Source organism: Nitrospira sp. Nam80 (assembly GCF_965152575.1).
The window spans coordinates 1,457,339-1,476,409 of the sequence record NZ_OZ224216.1 but is presented as its reverse complement, the minus strand read 5'-3'; the positions used below and the strand labels follow the sequence as shown (position 1 = coordinate 1,476,409).

The following is a 19,071-nucleotide window of genomic DNA, read 5'->3' as shown; positions in this document are numbered from 1 at the left end:
TTATATGTGGTCTCTGCTTCTGGCCGGAGTCTGCGTACGCCGATCGCCGGCCGGCGGTGTCGGCCCCCGGCGCCTCGCCCGCTCCCTCCCAATATCCGGTAATTGTACGCAGTATCAGATCATGGTCATCCCCGGAGGAAACCAGGCTGGTGCTCGACCTCAATAGGCCAGTGACCTATGAGGTCAAAGAGCCGAGCGCGGAGCGGGTCACCGTCGAATTATCGAATGCCATTCTGGGAAAATCCTCACGGCTCCAGGTGTCGGGAGGAACGATTCCGCGCCCCTTTCTCGTTAATCAAAGTCGTTCAAAGATCGTCACTATTGTCCTGCCGAGGCAGAAATTAAAGAGTTATAAGGTCTTCGCCCTTTCGAATCCCGACCGCTTGGTATTGGATGTGACCCATCGGCAGCACAGGGACACGCAACCGATCGGGAATGTGACGACCGCCCCGGCACCGCCCCCCGACACGGCTCCGCGTCCCGCGCCGGTGGTTCCCAATCCGACCGTCAGCGATGCCGCCGTCTCGCCGACAGCCAAGCGATCCGATGCCGTCAAGACTATTGTCATTGATCCAGGCCACGGCGGCAAAGACCCAGGCACAGTCGGCCGGCGCGGCACCACCGAAAAGGACATCACGCTCAAAGTGGCTCAGCTCCTGAGAGACCGGCTCAGCAAACTGCCCAATACCCGCGTCGTCATGACGCGCGAGCGCGATACGTTCATCGAACTGGAAGATCGCGCCAAATTCGCCAACAGTCAAGAAGCCGACCTGTTCGTGTCCGTCCACGTGAATTCCCATCCACACAAAGGCGTACGCGGGCTCGAAATTTATCACTTTGGCGAAGCCAAGGATCAACGGGCCCTGGAGGTCGCGGCGCGTGAGAACGGGACGCCGTTGAACAGCACAGGAGTCGGATGGGAATACTTGGTGGCGGATTTGTTGACCAGCAAGAAAATTGAAAATTCCCTGGAGCTGGCCTGGACCGCTAAACAGGCGATGGTGACGAAGTTGAATGGGCACTATAGCACCATTGATCATGGCGTCAAAACGGCGCCGTTCTATGTCTTGCGCTTCACCACTATGCCCGGCATTCTGGCCGAGATCGCCTTCATGTCGAATCCAGCCGAGGAAGAACACATGCGAACGCCCGCATTCCTTGCACATATCGCTGACTCCATTGCCGACGGAGTTCAGGCTTATCTCCAACCGAGCCGGCTGACCGCCAGGTGAGACCGGTTCATTCTCGCGCCGATTTTCCGCTCAGCCGCCATCGCCATGCCGACCTTCAAGGTCATCCTCGAATACGACGGAACTCATTACGCCGGCTGGCAACGCCAACCTGACCGGCCGACCATTCAGGCGACCGTTGAAGACACGCTCGCCATGGTGGCGCAAACACGCATATCGATCGTCGGCGCCGGCCGGACCGATGCCGGCGTTCATGCGTTGGGGCAGGTCGCGAGCTTCCGCACCGAAAGTCGATTAACCCCGGAGGACTGGTTCAGAGCGCTGAACGGGCTGCTGCCGAAGGATATTTGCGTCAGATCCGTCCAGCCAGCCGCGGATGTCTTCCATGCTCGATATTCCGCGGCGGGCAAGCTCTATGAGTATCGGATTCTCAACCGTCCGGAGCGCTCGGCGTTGAACCGCCATCGCCAGTGGCACCGTAGCAAGAGTCTACATCTGGAGGCAATGCGGCAGGCGGCCGCGACGCTTGTCGGCCTGCATGATTTTTCTTCTTTCGAAGGTTCTCCCACCGAAAATATCAACCCCATGTGCCGGCTCGACCGGCTGACCATACATCGCGAAGCGGATCTAATCCGCATCGAAGTCTATGCCGACCGGTTCCTAAGACAGATGGTGCGCGCGATCGTCGGAACTCTGGTGGAAGTAGGAGCAGGGAAACGATCTGCGGACAGCCTCAAGGCCGTTTTAGAGGCGCAGACAAGAGCCGCCGCGGGGAAGACGGCCCCTCCCCACGGATTGTATTTGGTGCGGGTGGATTATTGAATGGAAGCGGCTGGTCGGCCGTCCATAATCGAACAATACCGGGAAGCGGGATGCCGCGCGTGCTTCAAACGACGGCCGAACTACGTTTCTGAACCGATTGTTCCCGAAAACGCTCGGGAAAGCGACCGTCCACAAAACCGAGCACATAGGTCACAATGATGATCGTAAACACCCCGACGAACCTGGCTCGATCGTCGTCGTCAAAGGCAACGAGCAAGCCTTCATCAGGATAATCCGTTCCGAACATGGCGACCGCAACCAGGAATCCCAGCAATAAGGCGATGCTTCTCCAGGATTTCAACCTGAGCCCTTGTTCCTGAGCATAATTGAACCCGAATCGATACACGAGGTACAGAATTCCGCCGCTGAACATCCAATTTGTGCCGGTCCACAGCGCCAACTGCCAGTCCATCGTATGACTCCTTCGTGTCAACAAGTATAGCCCTCTCCCAAGGCCTGTCAAACCAGGCGTGGTGGCAGGCAAGTGAAAGGAGCGGCGTGATCGTTGTCGTTTATTCGATGACAGAATTCAGTTACCGGCATGGTGCGTTGACGAGGGGTACCTTCCTCGTCGTTCACGCATCTCGAGGGGAATGAGCGGAAAATTTATGCGGAGTTATCTATCGGGGGTAAAACAGGCGCGTGCCGAACAAAACACGACAATATCTGAATCGGCTTACTTCTGTTCCCGGTTTTCGACCTTTTTGCGCAGCTCGGCCAGTTCCTGCTCGAGCGCCCAGATCCGATCGGCGACCGGGTCGGAGATGTTGGTGTGATCCATCATAACGTCCGGCACCCGTTCGCCCTGCGTTTTGATAATGCGGCCCGGCACGCCGATCACCGTAGAATTGGAGGGCACCGATTTGACCACCACGGAGTTCGCACCGATCTTGACGTTATTTCCGATCTTGATCCCGCCGAGGATCTTCGCGCCGGCTCCGACGACGACATGGTTTCCCAATGTCGGATGGCGCTTTCCGCGTTCTTTTCCCGTCCCCCCCAGCGTGACGCCTTGAAACAGGGTCACATGATCGCCGACCTCGGCCGTCTCTCCGATGACGACGCCCATACCGTGATCAATGAAGAAGCCGGTTCCTATCTTGGCGGACGGATGAATCTCGATACCGGTCAACCAGCGCGCCAGTTGGGAAATCGCTCGAGGGAGAAAGGGAATTCCATACCGCTTCATCCAATGGGCCATTCGATAGGCCAGAAGCGCGTGGAATCCTGCATAAGTCAGCAAGACTTCCAGCTTGCTCGTGGCGGCCGGATCCCGATCAAAAATCGCTTGGAGGTCCTGTCGAATGATCGTGAACATTGTCACCACCAAGAGCAGCCATGGCAGACTCTTGGAATACGAAACTGATGGTCGGTAGACACAAGATGTTAAAAAGGAGTTTTATCGGATCATCTTACGACGATCCCGCCGTAGCAATCAAACAGACTGCCTGCGCCGCGATGGCTTCTTCGCGCCCGACGGCGTCCAAGCCTTCCCCGCTTTTGACCTTCACATTCACGAGGTCGGGATCCACTCGAAGAACGGCCGCAATGCTTTTTTCCATGGCCGCCAGGTGCGGCGCGAGCCTCGGCGATTGCGCGATGATGACCGAATCCACATTCACGACCCGGTACCCTTTGCGGGCCAACTTCTCAGCCACGTCTTCGAGCAACTTGAGACTGGAAATGTTCTTGAATCGCTGGTCGCTGCTCGGATAATGACGTCCAAGGTCACCTTCACCCATCGCCCCGAGGAGGGCATCACAGACCGAGTGAACGAGTGCATCGGAATCGGAGTGGCCCAGCAGGCCTTTCGAATGAGGAATGTCGACGCCACCGAGAATGAGGGAACGTCCCGGCTCCAACGCGTGAATATCGTATCCGCATCCAATCCGCATGGTCTGACTCATTCATGACTCCTTGCATTGGCTGCCCGCCTGTTCAGGATGGCTTCCCCGATATCGAGATCTTCCGGCCTCGTCACCTTGATATTGTCTCCACTGCCTTCCACTACCATCACGGACCGGCCCAGCAGTTCAACGAGATGGGCGTCGTCCGTCGCATGAATATTGTTTAATTGGGCCTTGTGGTGGGCTTCCTCCAACCAGTCTCTTCGAAACGCCTGAGGCGTCTGGGCGAGCCATAAAGGACGGCGATCGACGGTGCGCTCGATGACCCCGTTCGGGCCGACCTGTTTGACCGTATCTCTCATAGGCAAGGCGACGATCGCCGCTCCGTGGACGGAGGCCGCTTGAATGACCCGCACGATCATATCTTCGCTCACAAACGGTCTCACCGCGTCATGCACAAGGACAATTTCGACCTCGGCGCTCACCTCGGCCAGTGCATGCCGCACCGAGTCCTGACGTTGCTCGCCTCCTGATACGATCCTCCTCACCTTTGAAATGCCGTGCGGGGTCACGATCTCATCGAGGCAGTATTGGCGCTCGCTCGTAGGAACAGCCAGAATGATTTCCTGAATAGCGGGTGACGCCTGTAATACGGACAGACTATGGAGCAGGAGTGGCCGGCCTCCCAACGCAAGAAATTGCTTGGCGACCGGCCCTCCCATTCGAAGGCCGCGTCCCGCGGCAGGGACCAATGCTACGACGCGAGGCGTCTGGATCGACGTAGCGGGCGGACGAGAAAGAGTCGGCATGGCGGGGAGCAGATCAGTCGATCTATCGCATCAAATGCGGCATTACGGGGGCGCCAGACACACCAATATCGGCACAGGGTAGTCGGCCGATACCAGAGGCTTATCCACGCGCCACTTGGTACTCTTCTCGCTCCGCTTCCTCCTTCAATCGGGTAAAGATCATCCGCCCTGCCGTGGTTTGCAGAACACTGGTAACAATGACGTCAACATTGCGGCCGATACAACGCCGGGCATTGTCGACCACGATCATCGTCCCGTCATCCAGATAAGCAACACCCTGACCCGCCTCCTTGCCTTCCTTCAACACGAAGACCCTGATGGTTTCACCGGGGAGGACGACCGGGCGCAAAGCATTGCACAGTTCATTGATATTCAAGACGCGGACACCTTGCAATTCGGCCACTTTATTGAGATTGAGATCGTTCGTGATGATGCGGCCGCCGACTTTTTTGGCCAACACGACCAGCTTGGCATCGACCTCCTTGACCTGGGGAAAATCTTCTTCGATGATCCGCACATCCAATTCCCCCATCTTTTGAATCTTGTTCAAGATGTCCAGACCACGTCGTCCCCTGGCACGCTTGAGCGAATCAGAGGAATCGGCAATATGCTGCAATTCATTCAGAATGAAATGCGGCACCAAAAATGTCCCTTCCAGAAACCCGGTTTCGCACAAATCCGCTACCCGCCCATCGATGATCACGCTCGTATCCAAGATCTTCGAGCTGACGCCGCTCCCCGCCGCCGGGGACGATCCCAGTTGACCTCCGACAAGTGTGTCTTTGCCGAACTGCGCGCCCAACACAAGACCGAGATACGGCAGTCCGAGCAAAAATACCAGCCCACCGATATGAAACAAAAAGGTCTCGACGTCAAAAACCGCGCTGCCAACCCACTCGACCAGGCCGGTCAGGACCAGTCCCGCCGCCAAACCCATGGTGCCGCCTGCGATAATACCGAATGATAATCTACGCAATGCATACTCACCGGCGACAATAAGCGCTCCGGTGATCGCCCCAATGCCGAAGCCGGACAAGAGAAATTCCCTGCTCGGGTCCTTCGCCCGTAGAAACAGGGCCATGCCGGCTAGTGCACTGAGAAGGACGAATATGGCGCGTTGTACCATACTTTCACCTCCTCTGTATGACGCCGATGCAGCCGAGACGGCCGCCCGTCGTCACGGCCGCAATGTGAGATAGATCGTCCGTCCTTGCCGCTTCAGCAAGAGCAACACGGACTGATCCTTCGGTAAATTGGACGCCAGACGTTCATAGGCCTTCAACGACGTCACGGGCTTTCGATTCACTTCTAGAATAATGTCGCCCTCGCGAACCCCTACTTCCTCCGCCGGGCTCCCGGCTTTGACGCGGACGATGACGACACCCCGTTCACCGGCTTTCAAACCATACCGACCGGCCAAATCGTCGGTCAGTTCCCTAACGTCGAGATCCGAGAGGAGGCCCGTCGGGGCGACCCCTTCGCCGGACTCCTCCGATCCCGCTTGAGACAGATTTTTCGGCTGTTCGCCGATCAAGACCTCGGCAGTCTTCGTTTTCTTCTCTCGGATGAATTTGATCGGAATCTTCTTCCCGACGACGGTTTGGGCGACCGCATTGCGCAATTGCGTCGGCGAGTCCATCGGACGACCGTCAAATTCCAGGATCACATCGCCGCGTTCGAACCCGGCCTTTTTGGCCGGACTGTCGTCCATGACATCGCTGACCAGTACCCCTTTGGTTTCTTTGGGAACGCCGAACTGCGACGCCAATTCCGGCGTCAATTCCTGGATGGAGACGCCGAGCCAGCCGCGCACGACTTTGCCATGCTGGACGAGCTGATTCATGATCGAGTGCGCCATGTTGCTCGGCACAGCAAAGCCAATCCCCATGTTGCCGCCGCTCTGGCTGTAAATGGCCGTATTGATGCCGACCAGTTCCCCCCGCACATTCACCAAGGCGCCGCCGGAATTTCCCGGGTTGATGGCCGCATCGGTTTGAATGAAATCCTCATATTCGGCGATCCCGGCCGAACGGCCCAGCGCGCTCACAATCCCCAACGTCACCGTTTGGGTGAGACCGAACGGATTACCCACCGCCAGCACGAATTCACCCACTTCCAATTTGTCCGAATCGGCCCACGGCGCCGTGGGGAGGTTTCCGGCCCCGTCGATCCGGAGCACGGCAATGTCGGTCTTGGCGTCCGTGCCGATCAATTTGGCTTTGAATTCACGCTTATCGGAAAGAAAGACTTTGATCTCATCGGCCTTGCTGACTACATGGTTGTTGGTGATGATGATGCCCGTCGCGTCCACGATCACCCCCGACCCGAGTCCCCGCTCTTTGCGTTCGCGCGGCGCCTCAAACCGTTTGTAAAATTCATCGCCGAAGAAACGCCGGAAAAACGGGTCATCGAATGGGGACCCCTGTCCAGGCGTGCCTTCCGCTTTCCCGCTTCTGGTCGCAAAGATATTCACGACAGCCGGTTTGACGGCCTTGGCGATCTCGACAAAGCTCTGGCCGTTGGATCCGGGTAAGGTCGGTTGAACGGCGCTCGCCACCGGCCGGACCGGCGGCGCAATTTCCTGTTCGGGAATCGCACGGCTGTTCGGCAGCCATTCGAATTCCGACGCGGCGATGAGGCCGATGACGACGCCGGCTGCAATCAACAGGAAGGGAATAATCCAGGATCGCCGTATATGACTACTCTCTCGATCAAACTGCACGTACCCTCATTTCTCGAAAGCTGAAGCACCCAGCCGATCCAGCACTCAAACGCATCATCCGACACGCTGTTACGCCGGGCCGGCATACAAAAAAGGCAGCGTCTCAAGGGAACCAACCCGTACCGCGGGCTGCTTCGCGCGCATCCAGTACGAGACGATTCTCCTTACCGGCAATCCGGACAGCGGTCCTAACCCGCAATAGTCATGAACGTTTCTACTGCAACCGCGTATACGCTGCTACGACAAGCCTGGCCGTGAATTTATACGGCCCAGGCGGGCGGGCTCGCCGCTCGGCCCCTCAACATACTGTTTCAAGTATGCTTCGGGCCCTCGCGCCGCCATGCGCAAGACACCGCCGGCTCACCGACTCGCCGGCGTCCACAAGCCCGACGCTCATTATTCTTCGCGTCGCGGACCTCGCGTGGCGTCTCTGTAGTTTCGTCACGACCCGTCATAAATTATGCGGGCTAAGGAATGTCTCCCGCGTAAATTCCCATGACGGTCTGAAGAAATTTGACGGCATCCGCTTTGGGACGTTGGAAGGAATTGCGCCCAATGATGGACCCAAACCCACCACCGTCCCTGATCGCGCGCACTTCCTCAAAAAACGACTTTTCGTCGCTCTTGGCGCCGCCGGAAAAAATCACGATGCGCCGGCCGTCGAATGCGCTTTGTACGACATGGCGGACTCTTTCCGAGAGAGTCTTGATCGGCACCTGCTCCGATTCATACACTTTCTTTGCCGCCGCCTGTTCCAAATGGGCCGACGGCAATTTGACTTTAATGACATGGGCGCCGAGTTGGGCGGCAATTTGCGCCGCATAGGCCACGATGTCCATCGCCGTTTCGCCTTCCTTGCTCAGGCCAGCCCCTCTTGGATAGGACCAGACCACGACGGCCAAACCGGCATCCTTCGCTTCCTCGGCGATCCCGCGGAGTTGCTCATACATCACGTGACAGTGTGCGGAACCGGGATAGATCGTAAATCCTACCGCGCTGCATCCCAGGCGCAACGCGTCCCTCACGCTTCCCGTTACGGACGGAAGTGGATCTTTGTCGTCGTGCAGCACGTCATGGTTGTTCAATTTGAGAATCAAGGGAATGCGCCCGGCAAATTGAGCGGCGCCCGCCTCGATGAATCCCAGCGGAGCGGCGTACGCATTGCATCCCGCGTCAATGGCCAGTTGGAAATGGTAATGAGGATTATAGCCGGCGGGATTCGGGGCAAAACTCCGAGCCGGACCATGTTCGAATCCCTGATCGACGGGCAGAATGACGAGCTTGCCGCTCCCGCCGAGTTTCCCTCCGTTCAAGAGTCTGGCCAGATTCGTCTTCGTTCCGGCATTATCGCTTCCGTACCAGCTGAGAATCTCTTGTACGCGATCTCCCATGTCAACCTCCCACACGTCTTGCGTCAAATGGTCCTTGGTATCAAACGTGGCCTTGGATGTAGGCCTCCGCCTCGTTCACGTCTTCTGCGCTGCCGATTAAAAGTGGAGTCCGTTGATGAAGCGTCGTGGGCTGCATATCAAGGATACGGGTCGTCCCCGTCGATGCCTTCCCGCCCGCCTGTTCGACCACCATCGCCAACGGGTTTGCCTCGTAGAGAAGGCGCAACTTTCCTTCAGGCTTGTCCTTTTCTCCCGGATACAGATAGATTCCCCCGCTCAATAACATGCGATGCACGTCGGCCACCAGACAGCCGGAATAGCGTCCGCTGTAGGGACGGCCGGCTGCTTTATCCGTCATCTTAAGACGGTCCAGATACCGTTGCGTGCCCGCGGGCCATTTGTGATAGTTGCCCTCATTCACCGCATACACCTTGCCTCTTGCGGGCATGCAAATGTGTTCGTGCGACAAGACATATTCGCCAATGGAAGGCTCCAGGGTGAATCCGTGAAGTCCTTGCCCCACGGTAAACACCAGCATGGTACTGGCGCCGTACAACAGATATCCCGCAGCCACCTGCTCCGTTCCCTTGCGCAAGAGTTGCTCTTCGACCGGGGGAGCGTTTCCCTCATGCTTCAACACCGAAAATATGGCCCCCAACGGCATATTCACGTCCGTGTTCGATGATCCGTCGAGCGGGTCGAAAAGGAGCATATACTTGCCCTTGGGCCAATGCTGAGGCAAGGGCATCGCTTTTTCCATCTCCTCGGACGCCAACATAGACACGAGGCCGCTGTGCTCAAATGCCCGGAGAAACGTCTCGTTGGCAATCTGGTCCAGTCTCTTGACCGTTTCTCCTTGTACGTTGGTCTCGCCGGTGGTACCCAAGATGTTGATCAGCCCGGCCCGGCGCAAATCACGCGAGATGAGCTTCCCCACCATGCCGATCTGCGTCAGCAGCACGGAAAATTCACCCGTCGCCGACCGATGTCCGGCTTGCTGCTCAATGATGAATCGACTGAGGTTGACCGGGAACTTTCCCATCTATCGTGCGTCCTTCGCTGTGTAGGACCGGATGTCGGACCCAGGTGAAGTTCAAGACAGGCGGATCCGCGTACGCCGGCTATTCGGAGCTGATTATAGCGACTTTATAGGACACGAGCAATCGAACGCGGCGCGAATTAGCTCATTATTTGTTCGATTCGTTTGAGCATTCTGGGGCACAGGCGAAACACTCGGCGCGGACATCATGCGGTGCGGGATGGCAGCAGGCTCATTTTGATCATCGGCGTAAGACTTTTCGCGGATATCAGAACCCGTTCACAAGCTCGGCCACGATCGACCCAATAATGACTTTCGCCTTCATCCTCACGGGGATGCGATAATGATCCGTTGTGAACCAGATTCGAACATTTCCTTCATTGAGAAAGATGCCTTGAAAGGGCATGACCGCCAGCACACGAGCCGCCTGAACTTTTCCCCACGGCCCCTCCAGTGTTTCGACCGCTTCCACCTTCACGGTCACTTTGTAGTTCTTCTTATCGTGATGGACATTCATCGTGAGCGACGCGCCGGGCTCCATCGGCAACGATTTGCGGACGAAATAGAGACAGGAGATTGCGTCCTGTGCATCCTGAGGGATTGGTAATTCGTCGGTCTTCCCGTCTTTGACGGCCGTGACGGCGCCTTCGCGATGATGGAAGGTATATTCGAAGTCATTCTTGCGTTTGCCTTCCCTGCGGTTGAAAATCATATGCTCCGGCAGGAAGGTATCGAGAGCCACGATGGATTCCACGTGATTCGACACAGGGTAAAATTTCGTGATGACGGGACTGGACCGAGCTGTAGTCAGGAACTTCAGGGCCGGATGTCCATTCACGGCAGGCGCCTCCTCCACCGCCATGACGGCCGTCCCGGCCTTCAAATACAACCAGGAAATGTCGTAGCTGAAACGCTCGCCCGGAGCAAAAGGCAGAGGAGCCGAGGACTGAACCTTCTCGCCGGCCGAAAACGACACGGCGGAAGGGAGGATTCCCCACAAGAGAATGAAGAGAAGACAGAACGAGGCCTGTTTCTGCCACACCAGGCGTTACACGGCGAGTTCGCGGCGAGCCGATGCCAGTTCGCTTTCGATCGCCGCTCGGATCATGCAGAGCTGTGCCGGCGAGGCCGCTTCAAATCGCAGCACCAGCGCCGGCTGCGTATTCGAGGCTCGGATCAGACCCCATCCGTCATCAAACACCGCCCGCACCCCGTCGATCGTGACCAGCTGCCTGAGCTTCAAACCCGACGTTCCGATAGACCGATCACCGTCGGCGCATTTCATGAGCTGCCTGTGCACGCGCCCCACCAATTCAAACTTGAGGTGGTCGGCGCAATCGACTCTGATTTCCGGCGTCACCACGGTCGGTGGGAGATCCTCCACCAACTGCGACAAGGTTTTCTTGCCGGTCGCAAGAATTTCCACGAGCCGGCATGAGGCATAAATGGCATCGTCATACCCGAAATACCGATCCGCGAAAAACATATGACCGGACATTTCCCCCGCCAACACCGCCGCCTCGGTCTTCATCTTGGCCTTGATCAAGGAATGGCCGGTTTTCCACATAATCGACCGCCCGCCCCGTCGATCAATGTCGTCATAGAGGCATTGTGACGCCTTGACCTCTGAAATAAAGGTGCTGCCCGGTCGTTTCGAAAGGATGTCGCGCGCATAGACGACCATCAGCTTATCGCCCCAGAGGATATTTCCCCGCTCATCGATCGTGCCGATCCGATCGGCATCGCCGTCATAGCCGATTCCGACATCCGCTTTATGATCATGCACGGCCCGGATGAGATCCTGAAGATTTTCCACGACCGTCGGGTCCGGATGATGATTCGGAAACGTGCCGTCTAAATCGCCGTGCAGCGCGGTCACACGGCAACCGAGTTGTTGCAGCGCTTGCTTGGCTACCAATGCGGCCGCGCCGTTGCCGCAGTCGATGACCACGTGCAGGTGGTCGGCGTGAACGGCGGCGAAACTTTCCTTGAGATAGGCGAGATAATCCGGAATGATCGCATGTGTTGAGACTCGGCCGGCCCCCGTCGAAAAGGCGCCGCTTTCCATGACGGCGCGCAGCTCCTGAATCTCCTTCCCGTGTATGGCTTCCTTGCCGATACAAATTTTGAACCCATTATATTCAGCGGCATTATGGCTCCCGGTGATCATAATGCCGCCTTCGACCGGCAGCCGAAAGAGCGAGAAGTACAAGAGCGGCGAGGCGCAGATGCCGATATCGATGACATTGAGCCCGCCCGCCAGCAGACCGCGCAAGAGGCTGTCCCTCAGGCCGGGAGAACTCAGGCGCCCGTCCCGTCCCAGGGCAATAGCCTGGATCCCTTTGTCTCCAACCAGGGTGGCATAGGCGCGGCCCAGCCGTTCGGCGATATCCATCGTCAGCTCTGTTCCTACAATGCCCCGCAAATCATATTCTCGAAAGAGACCCATGCGTGACTCCTAGATAAACAAAGTACAACTTGGTGATTCGTGATTTACTGAAGTCAGTTTGGTCATAGAGTTCGCCTTTACATCATTCACGAACTTCACCAATTCATCGTTTCCTCTCTCTCCACATCACTACATCACTAAATCGTCCTTTTGTGAATTTACCACTTCACCACATCGCCACATCATACTTTCTTTAAGTCACGCCCGTAATCGTCGTGGAAGCGCACAATATCGTCTTCCCCCAGATAGGGCCCATTCTGAACTTCAATGATATGAAGCGTGGAGACCCCGGGATTTTCCAGCCGGTGGGGCGTCTCGACAGGAATCGCGGTGCTCTGCCCCACAGCCAGATCGAAGATTTCTTCTCCCCGTGTCACGCGGGCCGTTCCCGTGATGACAACCCAATGTTCGCTTCGCTGGTGATGCATCTGAAGCGACAGCCGCCCCCCGGGATTCACCGTTACCCGTTTGACCTTGTAGCCCTGCCCCTCTTCCAACACCGTGTACGATCCCCAGGGACGATGGACGGTGAGATGTTCCAAGTGTTCGGGAGCCCCCTGCTTCTTGAGGATCTCCACCACTTGCTTCACGTCCTGCGATCGGTCCTTCGGGCAAATCAGCGTCGCGTCCGGCGTATCCACGACGACCATGTCCGATAACCCGATCGTCGCCACCACACGACGATCCGCGTACAGGACGGAATTTTTGCTTCCCAGATCGATCACACGTCCGCTCACCACGTTGCCGTGAGGGTCTCGCGGCACGACTTCTTCCAGACTGCTCCAGTTGCCGACATCAGACCAACGGAAGCGTACCGGGATGACGGCGGCGCGGGCCGACCGCTCCATGACGCCGTTGTCGATCGAGATAGCGGGAAGCTTCCCGTAGGCTTCCTCCTTTTCCTGAGGTCCGCCGGAGGTCATGATCCGGTGAATATCCGGCATGGCGTTGGCCAAAGCCGGCTGGTGCGTCTCTAATTCTCGCAGGATGCTGGCGGCCTTCCAGACGAACATCCCGCTATTCCAGAAATACTGTCCGGTTCTCACATACTGAGCGGCCTTGGCTCGATCGGGCTTTTCGACGAAGCGGGCCACGGGATACCCGGTCAAGGCTCCTTTCTTCAGCAAGCGGGTTCGCATCTGCGGCTGAATATAGCCGTACCCGGTTTCCGGCCGCGTCGGAGTGATACCGAAGGTCACGAGGTAGTCTTGGGCGGCGAGGTCCGCCCCCATGGCGACGGCGGCCTGAAATTCCCTGGTTCCTTTCACCACATGATCGGCCGGCAAGACCAACATGATCGCGTCCGGATCGCGCCGGAGGAGTTCATGCGCCGCGAGCGCAATCGCCGGAGCCGTGTTGCGACCGATCGGCTCGACCACGAAATTATCTTTCAGCGCGTCTTTCCAGTCACTGAGCTGCACGCGCATGGAATCGACTTGGCCGGGATTCGTGGAGATTAACACGTGATCCGCCTTCGCGCAGCCCAGCACCCGCTGCATGGTCTGCTGAATCAGGGTGTGGTCTCCGATAATCCGCAGCAGCTGCTTGGGATACAGGTGGCGGCTCAACGGCCAAAAGCGGGTTCCGCTGCCGCCTGCCAGGATAACGGGATAGAGATGGGTGTGGCGTTTCATACAATCCTCTTGGGCTGAGGCCGGCTATGTCTTCCCTCGTGAGCCGTCTGCGCGGAAAGGATCAGGTCCGCCACTTCACGAACCGCCCCCTCTCCGCCTTTTTTTTTGCATCGGTATCGGACGGACGCCAAGACCGACGCGACCGCGTCGGCGGGAGCGGCGGACAGCCCCACTGCCTCGAGCGCCTCCAAATCATTCACATCGTCTCCGATGTAGGCGACCTGCTGCATGGTCCATCCGTATCGGCCGGCTAACTCACGCAACAGCGCCAGCTTGTCGTAGACCCCTTGATGCACTTCCGGAATCGTCAATTTTTGTCCGCGCCTGGTGACCAGCTTGGTCGATTCTTGCGTGACAATAGCAGTCATGAGTCCGGCTTTCTGAAGCAGCTTGATCCCCATGCCGTCTCTGGTGTTGAATTTTTTCCATTCGTCTCCCGACTCAGAATAATACATGCCGGCATCGGTCAGAACGCCGTCTACGTCCGTCGCAAAGAGACGGATCTCGCGGAGAATAAGTTGAAGGGACCTTCCGGAGGAACTGACAGGCTTTCGTCGCGGTACGTGACTGGCCATACCTGATGCGCGATGTTAGCAAGCTGCCCGGTGAAACACAAGAAAACAGATCATCAGACCAAAAGCCTACAGCCCGACCATACCGACTGCTGAGAGCGGCGGAAAGAAACTGGTGCGGTGAATGACCGGTTCAGCTTGTTCAGGATTGTATGCGGCTTCAGGGTAACACGGTAAGGATGAGCCGGTCCCGCGGTACCGGCAACCGGTCAGTAGGCGTGTCGGTGGACAAACCCGCGCCATACCGTCAGGAACATGATCTTGATGTCGAACCAGATGGACCAGTGCTCGATATAATACAGGTCATATTCGATTCTCTTTTCCAAGGAAGTGTTTCCGCGCCATCCGTTGACCTGGGCCCATCCTGTGATGCCCGCCTTCATCTTGTGCCGGAGCATATACTGGGGCAAGGTCTCCCGGAAGCGGGTGATAAACTCCGGCCGCTCCGGTCGAGGTCCGACAATGCTCATCTCGCCTTTCAGGACGTTCCAGAATTGCGGCAATTCGTCCAGACTGGTTCTTCGCAGAAACGACCCGATCGGCGTGCGCCGCTGATCGTTCGGCTGCGTCCAGACCGGACCGGTATCCGTTTCCGCATCCACGCGCATCGAACGAAACTTGAACATTTCAAACGCCCGGCCGTCGAGCCCCATCCGAATCTGGCGAAAGAGCACCGGTCCGGGAGAGGCGGTCTTGATGGCTGCGGCAATGAGCAGCATCACCGGCGCGCAGATGATCAATGCAGCCGCAGCGCCGAGCATATCCATCACCCGTTTGATGACGAGATTCCATCCATGCAGCGGCGAGCCTTGCAGGGTAATCACCGGCAGCCCCTCGAACATTTCGGCTTCCGCCCGCAAGGTCATGAACTCGCACACCGCCGGCAAGACCTTCACTTCGACCATGGTCGTCGAGAGAGTGGAGAACACTTTTTCGGCCCATTGTTCATCTTCCGGCGGCAGGCAGACAAACACGATATCAATGCCGCCGGCTATTCGATCATTCAAATCCCGGTACGTTCCGACGACCGGAATCCCGCCGATGCGGTCGCCCACTCTCCGCAGATCGGAACTCAGATATCCCTGAATCGCGACTCCGAGTTCCGCATGCTGGGCCAAGGCCTCGGCGGCCCGGCGGCCCAACCGGCTGGTTCCGATAATGAGCGAATGGCGCTGATTGAACCCTCGACGGCGCAGGAACCGCAATCCTTCGCGGAACAACATGCGGGAGAATCCGAGCGAGACGAGATTCAGCAGCCAGAAGTACACCAACACCAGGCGCGAATATTCGTACTGCCTTAAAAAAAACGTCACGGCAGCCAGGATGAGCACCGACAGCGTGTTGGCCTTCGCGATATCGACAAATTCGCCCAAATGCGTCCCCATGCGGCGAGGGCGGTACAGGTTAAACGCCTGAAACGAGAGACTCCAGACGATGATGATCGGCACGAGCAGCCAAAGATAGTTTTGGAGCGGCGGTATGCCCTTCGTCACCGGCTCCACCACGCCGGAAAAACGGATCACGTAGGCGCCGATCCAGCAGACACAGATCACGCTGAGATCGAACAGGAAGAGGAGACTCTTCAGAAATTGTGAGTGACGTTTGAGCATGCAGAAGTTACCGGCTCAGTGCTGGTCTCCGGCGCGTCTATGTGAAAGCGTCGTCATGATATGATCGGAAATTCGCCGTTTGAAGAGCGCCCGGTCGAAACCGGCCACGTGGCGCCGGATCGCTTGGGGATCGAACGACCGGCTCTGTCGTTCAAACCGTTCAATCGCCTCAGTCAGCGATTCGACCGACGGCTCATGGAAAAACACGCCGGTCGGTGGGGCTTGGTGCTGCCCTTCTGGGACCGATGTTCGGCCGTCGCTTCCCGCCGCCAATCCGGGCTCCAGCGGCGCCACGGTTTCCAACACGCCGCCTTTTCCCAACGCGATGATCGGCTTGCCGCAGGCCATCGCTTCGAGCGGAACGATACCGAAATCTTCTTCTCCTGGAAATAGCAGCGCCCTGCAGCGGGCATAGTGCGCGCGCACGATCTTATCCGGCTGCCAGCCGAGAAAGGTAACGGTTGGACCGGCCAATGCCCGCAATCGGGATTCATCCTGGCCTGATCCGATGATGCGCAACGGCCGTTTGAGACGATTGCAGGCTTCGATGGCCACATCCACCTTTTTGTATGGAGCAAACGCCGTCACCATCAGGTAGAAATCTTCTGATTCCGGCGATAAGGCGAAATCGTGCCAGTCGACCGGCGGATGAACCACCGCCGCTTCTCGTCCGTAATAAGCGTTGATCTTCCCCGCGATATTACGCGAGTTGGCGATGAACGAATGGACTTGCTTGGATGATCCGACATCCCAGCGTTGCAACCGTGCTCGACATACCCGCATGGCGCCTCTGGCCCAGAGGCCTGACCGGCCCGGGCCGAAATAATTGTCGAACTGGTCCCAAACATATCGCATGGGGGCATGCACATACGAGACATGTGTCGACGGATCGGCCACATGGACCCCTTTGGCGACGCAATGACTCGAGCTTAATACCAAATCATAGTCCCGCAGCCGGAACTGCTCAATAGCAGCCGGAAACAAGGGAAGATAATAGCGGTACCGGGAGGCCGCCAGCGGCAGCCGCTGCACAAAACTGGTTCGGATGCGATGCCGTTCGATCGTCGCGGAAACGGTGCCTTTCACATGCAGCAACGTGAACAGGTCGGCCGAGGGAAACAGCTCGCAAAAGACCTCGAGACAACGCTCCCCTCCCCTCATGCCTGTAAGCCAATCGTGGACGAGCGCGACTTTAAGATGATTCATATCCATGGAACACTCGCCTCGCTCAGATGCCGGCGCGCTGCGGCAGAGGTTCATCCACCCCGGATCGCGGCGCGAACGGGATGGATAAGAAGTGGCGAATAAGAAGCAGACAAGCAATGCCCTCCAGTACGGTCCAGCCGATCACCGGTCCCCAGATGCCGAACGAAAAAATAAGCAGGGGAATCAGCATGATACTCCCCGCCGCCGACAGGACATTAATACGAGAAACCACCCGTTCGTGATGCAGCGCCAGAAGGCCGGTGACGAGCGGGCGTTTCAGCGAACTGAAGGTGATGGCCACGAGCGCCCATCGGAGAAGCGAAAGCGCGACGGACCTCTCTTCCGACACATCCATCCCCCGCTCGATGAACAAAGTACCGGCCCACACCGAAAGCGTCGCGCCGACCATGATGAGGCCCGTCAGCTTGCTTGCAGCCAGCATCCGGCTGCGCACATCCGCCGTCTCACCCGCCGACGCCGTCTCGGCATATGATTTCAGCAGGAGCTTGGACAGCGAAGCCCATACCAGTTCGACGACCGCCGTGGTTCGCTGGACCAACCCGTAGAGTCCGACGGCGGTTCCACCGAGCATGAGCCCCAGGATCACCAAAGGAGCGCGGACATCGACCACGATGGCGGTCTGATTGAGTCCCAACCACCGCGCCTCCTTCCAGGCCTGCTGATAGCCGGCCATCGATTCGGCCGCACCGGAAGGCAATGAAACGCCCGCAGACCATGCGTACCAACAGAGCATCGCCACACTTGTCATCGACGCGATTTGCAGGAGGACAGAGAATTCCTCATCCCCGCCACCCGCCATAAAGAGAAGTCCCATGATCAATGGCAGCCCGTACATGGACAAGCCCAACCAGACCCGAAACAGGGACACCAATCGATAGCGATGTCGCGCCAGGCACATGGATTCGCAGGCTTCAGCCAACCCCTGCACCAGCGCCAATAAAAGCCCGCCGGCCATAGCCGGCATCGAACCAATATTCCAGGTAGCCGCTCCGGCTATTCCAAGAATCAGCATCAGGCCGGAGGCTGATAAGCCGGTCTTGGCGAGAAGAACACGGGTAAAGGTTGACCGATTCAGTGCCGGATCTGAAGCCGGGAGACGGATCCAATGTTGATTGATGCCGAAATCGATTATCACGGCCAACAAGGCACCTGTCGCCGTGCCGAACAGAAACGCTCCGAGAAAAGCCAGCGAGTGAAATCCAAGGTACAGCACAAGCCCATACCTGATTCCTTGAGAAAAGATGTCCGAGGCAATCAGCCACATAACGGGACGAGTCAGGCCCGCGAAACCTGAATGAATCTGCCTAGTGGAATTCATAATATGAATCCAGCGTCCACGGTGAGGCCACACGCCCCAAGTTCTATCATCGCAGGCGGCCCACTACAAGCGGAACAGCTTCCAGCGAGGCCAGGGCTATGCGAGCCGAAATATTTTGACCGTCCCGGCATGGTGTTCAACTTGCGAGGATCAAGCTCTCTCGATAGCTCCTTGCCAATGTCTTGAATTTAAGACATGCTGCACCGATGAAGGCGATCACCTTTCATCCCAAAGCCCTCGCCTTCATTCGAGGGCTGCCATTAGAGATCAGGCGAGAGATCGGCGAAGCACTCCGTGACGTGCAGAAACGCCTCCACATCGGCCTGCCACTCAGCCGCCTGATGCCGGCAGTGGCCTCGGGTGTCATGAACTCAGGGTAACCAGGACGCGAGTGACCGCGATTGCAAACGGGAATACACACGGAGTCTCGACCGATGTGCT

Annotated in this window: 18 protein-coding genes; 3 read left to right on the top strand and 15 right to left on the bottom strand. The window is 57.6% G+C overall.

The genetic code is table 11. The annotated features are described in order from the left end of the window. Window positions 1-149: 149 nt before the first annotated feature. Window positions 150-1,232: an N-acetylmuramoyl-L-alanine amidase family protein gene (locus tag ACWGXE_RS06860; protein ID WP_447602403.1), complete on the top strand. Its 1,083-nt coding sequence runs from the start codon at window positions 150-152 to the stop codon at window positions 1,230-1,232. Window positions 1,233-1,277: 45 nt separating this feature from the next. Then, the gene (truA, locus tag ACWGXE_RS06855) at window positions 1,278-2,012 is read left to right on the top strand and encodes a tRNA pseudouridine(38-40) synthase TruA (RefSeq protein ID WP_447602402.1); all 735 of its coding nucleotides are present in this window, start codon (window positions 1,278-1,280) and stop codon (window positions 2,010-2,012) included. Between the two features lie 64 nt (window positions 2,013-2,076). Here the strand turns inward: truA and ACWGXE_RS06850 are convergent, their stop codons facing one another. From ACWGXE_RS06850 to ACWGXE_RS06780, 15 genes are all read right to left on the bottom strand, one after another. After that, on the bottom strand, window positions 2,077-2,424 hold the full coding sequence (locus ACWGXE_RS06850) for a hypothetical protein (RefSeq protein ID WP_447602401.1): 348 nt from the start codon (window positions 2,422-2,424) through the stop codon (window positions 2,077-2,079). 264 nt (window positions 2,425-2,688) lie between these two features. Further along, a complete protein-coding gene (gene cysE, locus ACWGXE_RS06845; RefSeq protein ID WP_447602400.1) occupies window positions 2,689-3,330 on the bottom strand; it encodes a serine O-acetyltransferase in 642 nt (213 codons plus the stop codon). 94 nt (window positions 3,331-3,424) lie between these two features. Then, window positions 3,425-3,907 (bottom strand): 2-C-methyl-D-erythritol 2,4-cyclodiphosphate synthase, encoded by a 483-nt coding sequence (gene ispF, locus ACWGXE_RS06840; protein WP_447603880.1) that lies wholly within the window; start codon window positions 3,905-3,907, stop codon window positions 3,425-3,427. Between the two features lie 8 nt (window positions 3,908-3,915). Continuing rightward, window positions 3,916-4,668 carry a 2-C-methyl-D-erythritol 4-phosphate cytidylyltransferase gene (gene ispD, locus ACWGXE_RS06835; RefSeq protein WP_447602398.1) on the bottom strand — a complete coding sequence of 251 codons (753 nt, stop codon included), beginning with the start codon at window positions 4,666-4,668 and terminating at the stop codon, window positions 3,916-3,918. Window positions 4,669-4,768: 100 nt separating this feature from the next. Next, on the bottom strand, window positions 4,769-5,794 hold the full coding sequence (locus tag ACWGXE_RS06830; RefSeq protein ID WP_447602397.1) for a TRAM domain-containing protein: 1,026 nt from the start codon (window positions 5,792-5,794) through the stop codon (window positions 4,769-4,771). 51 nt (window positions 5,795-5,845) lie between these two features. Further along, entirely contained in the window at window positions 5,846-7,390 is a 1,545-nt protein-coding gene (locus tag ACWGXE_RS06825) for a DegQ family serine endoprotease (protein ID WP_447602395.1), read from the bottom strand. Window positions 7,391-7,857: 467 nt separating this feature from the next. Next, entirely contained in the window at window positions 7,858-8,781 is a 924-nt protein-coding gene (locus ACWGXE_RS06820) for a class I fructose-bisphosphate aldolase (protein WP_447602394.1), read from the bottom strand. A gap of 40 nt (window positions 8,782-8,821) precedes the next feature. Beyond that, the gene (gene fbp, locus ACWGXE_RS06815) at window positions 8,822-9,823 is read right to left on the bottom strand and encodes a class 1 fructose-bisphosphatase (RefSeq protein WP_447602392.1); all 1,002 of its coding nucleotides are present in this window, start codon (window positions 9,821-9,823) and stop codon (window positions 8,822-8,824) included. 265 nt (window positions 9,824-10,088) lie between these two features. Continuing rightward, window positions 10,089-10,862 carry a DUF3108 domain-containing protein gene (locus ACWGXE_RS06810; protein ID WP_447602390.1) on the bottom strand — a complete coding sequence of 258 codons (774 nt, stop codon included), beginning with the start codon at window positions 10,860-10,862 and terminating at the stop codon, window positions 10,089-10,091. Window positions 10,863-10,868: 6 nt separating this feature from the next. Beyond that, on the bottom strand, window positions 10,869-12,269 hold the full coding sequence (locus tag ACWGXE_RS06805; protein WP_447602388.1) for a phosphomannomutase/phosphoglucomutase: 1,401 nt from the start codon (window positions 12,267-12,269) through the stop codon (window positions 10,869-10,871). 182 nt (window positions 12,270-12,451) lie between these two features. Then, window positions 12,452-13,903, bottom strand: a complete 1,452-nt coding sequence (locus ACWGXE_RS06800; RefSeq protein WP_447602387.1) for a mannose-1-phosphate guanylyltransferase/mannose-6-phosphate isomerase — start codon at window positions 13,901-13,903, stop codon at window positions 12,452-12,454. Then, a complete protein-coding gene (locus tag ACWGXE_RS06795; protein ID WP_447602385.1) occupies window positions 13,900-14,358 on the bottom strand; it encodes a KdsC family phosphatase in 459 nt (152 codons plus the stop codon). The genes ACWGXE_RS06800 and ACWGXE_RS06795 overlap by 4 nt, the downstream gene beginning before the upstream one ends. Before the next feature lie 326 nt (window positions 14,359-14,684). After that, a complete protein-coding gene (locus tag ACWGXE_RS06790; protein WP_447602383.1) occupies window positions 14,685-16,085 on the bottom strand; it encodes an undecaprenyl-phosphate glucose phosphotransferase in 1,401 nt (466 codons plus the stop codon). 15 nt (window positions 16,086-16,100) lie between these two features. Further along, window positions 16,101-17,297: a glycosyltransferase gene (locus ACWGXE_RS06785; RefSeq protein ID WP_447602382.1), complete on the bottom strand. Its 1,197-nt coding sequence runs from the start codon at window positions 17,295-17,297 to the stop codon at window positions 16,101-16,103. A gap of 16 nt (window positions 17,298-17,313) precedes the next feature. Continuing rightward, window positions 17,314-18,630 carry a lipopolysaccharide biosynthesis protein gene (locus ACWGXE_RS06780; protein ID WP_447602380.1) on the bottom strand — a complete coding sequence of 439 codons (1,317 nt, stop codon included), beginning with the start codon at window positions 18,628-18,630 and terminating at the stop codon, window positions 17,314-17,316. A 206-nt stretch (window positions 18,631-18,836) separates the two neighbouring features. Here ACWGXE_RS06780 and ACWGXE_RS06775 point away from each other — a divergent pair, with 206 nt between their 5' ends. After that, window positions 18,837-19,010, top strand: a complete 174-nt coding sequence (locus ACWGXE_RS06775) for a hypothetical protein (protein ID WP_447602379.1) — start codon at window positions 18,837-18,839, stop codon at window positions 19,008-19,010. The last annotated feature ends 61 nt before the right edge of the window (window positions 19,011-19,071 follow it).

Coding starts and splice junctions, on each gene's coding strand:
- ACWGXE_RS06790 (WP_447602383.1), bottom strand. CDS start 16,085: ATGCTCAAACGTCACTCACAATTTCTGAAGAGTCTCCTCTTCCTGTTC.
- ispD (WP_447602398.1), bottom strand. CDS start 4,668: ATGCCGACTCTTTCTCGTCCGCCCGCTACGTCGATCCAGACGCCTCGC.
- fbp (WP_447602392.1), bottom strand. CDS start 9,823: ATGGGAAAGTTCCCGGTCAACCTCAGTCGATTCATCATTGAGCAGCAA.
- ACWGXE_RS06795 (WP_447602385.1), bottom strand. CDS start 14,358: ATGTATTATTCTGAGTCGGGAGACGAATGGAAAAAATTCAACACCAGA.
- ACWGXE_RS06780 (WP_447602380.1), bottom strand. CDS start 18,630: ATGAATTCCACTAGGCAGATTCATTCAGGTTTCGCGGGCCTGACTCGT.
- ACWGXE_RS06820 (WP_447602394.1), bottom strand. CDS start 8,781: ATGGGAGATCGCGTACAAGAGATTCTCAGCTGGTACGGAAGCGATAAT.
- ispF (WP_447603880.1), bottom strand. CDS start 3,907: ATGCGGATTGGATGCGGATACGATATTCACGCGTTGGAGCCGGGACGT.
- ACWGXE_RS06805 (WP_447602388.1), bottom strand. CDS start 12,269: ATGGGTCTCTTTCGAGAATATGATTTGCGGGGCATTGTAGGAACAGAG.
- cysE (WP_447602400.1), bottom strand. CDS start 3,330: ATGTTCACGATCATTCGACAGGACCTCCAAGCGATTTTTGATCGGGAT.
- ACWGXE_RS06830 (WP_447602397.1), bottom strand. CDS start 5,794: ATGGTACAACGCGCCATATTCGTCCTTCTCAGTGCACTAGCCGGCATG.
- ACWGXE_RS06800 (WP_447602387.1), bottom strand. CDS start 13,903: ATGAAACGCCACACCCATCTCTATCCCGTTATCCTGGCAGGCGGCAGC.
- ACWGXE_RS06785 (WP_447602382.1), bottom strand. CDS start 17,297: ATGGATATGAATCATCTTAAAGTCGCGCTCGTCCACGATTGGCTTACA.
- ACWGXE_RS06850 (WP_447602401.1), bottom strand. CDS start 2,424: ATGGACTGGCAGTTGGCGCTGTGGACCGGCACAAATTGGATGTTCAGC.
- ACWGXE_RS06775 (WP_447602379.1), top strand. CDS start 18,837: ATGAAGGCGATCACCTTTCATCCCAAAGCCCTCGCCTTCATTCGAGGG.
- truA (WP_447602402.1), top strand. CDS start 1,278: ATGCCGACCTTCAAGGTCATCCTCGAATACGACGGAACTCATTACGCC.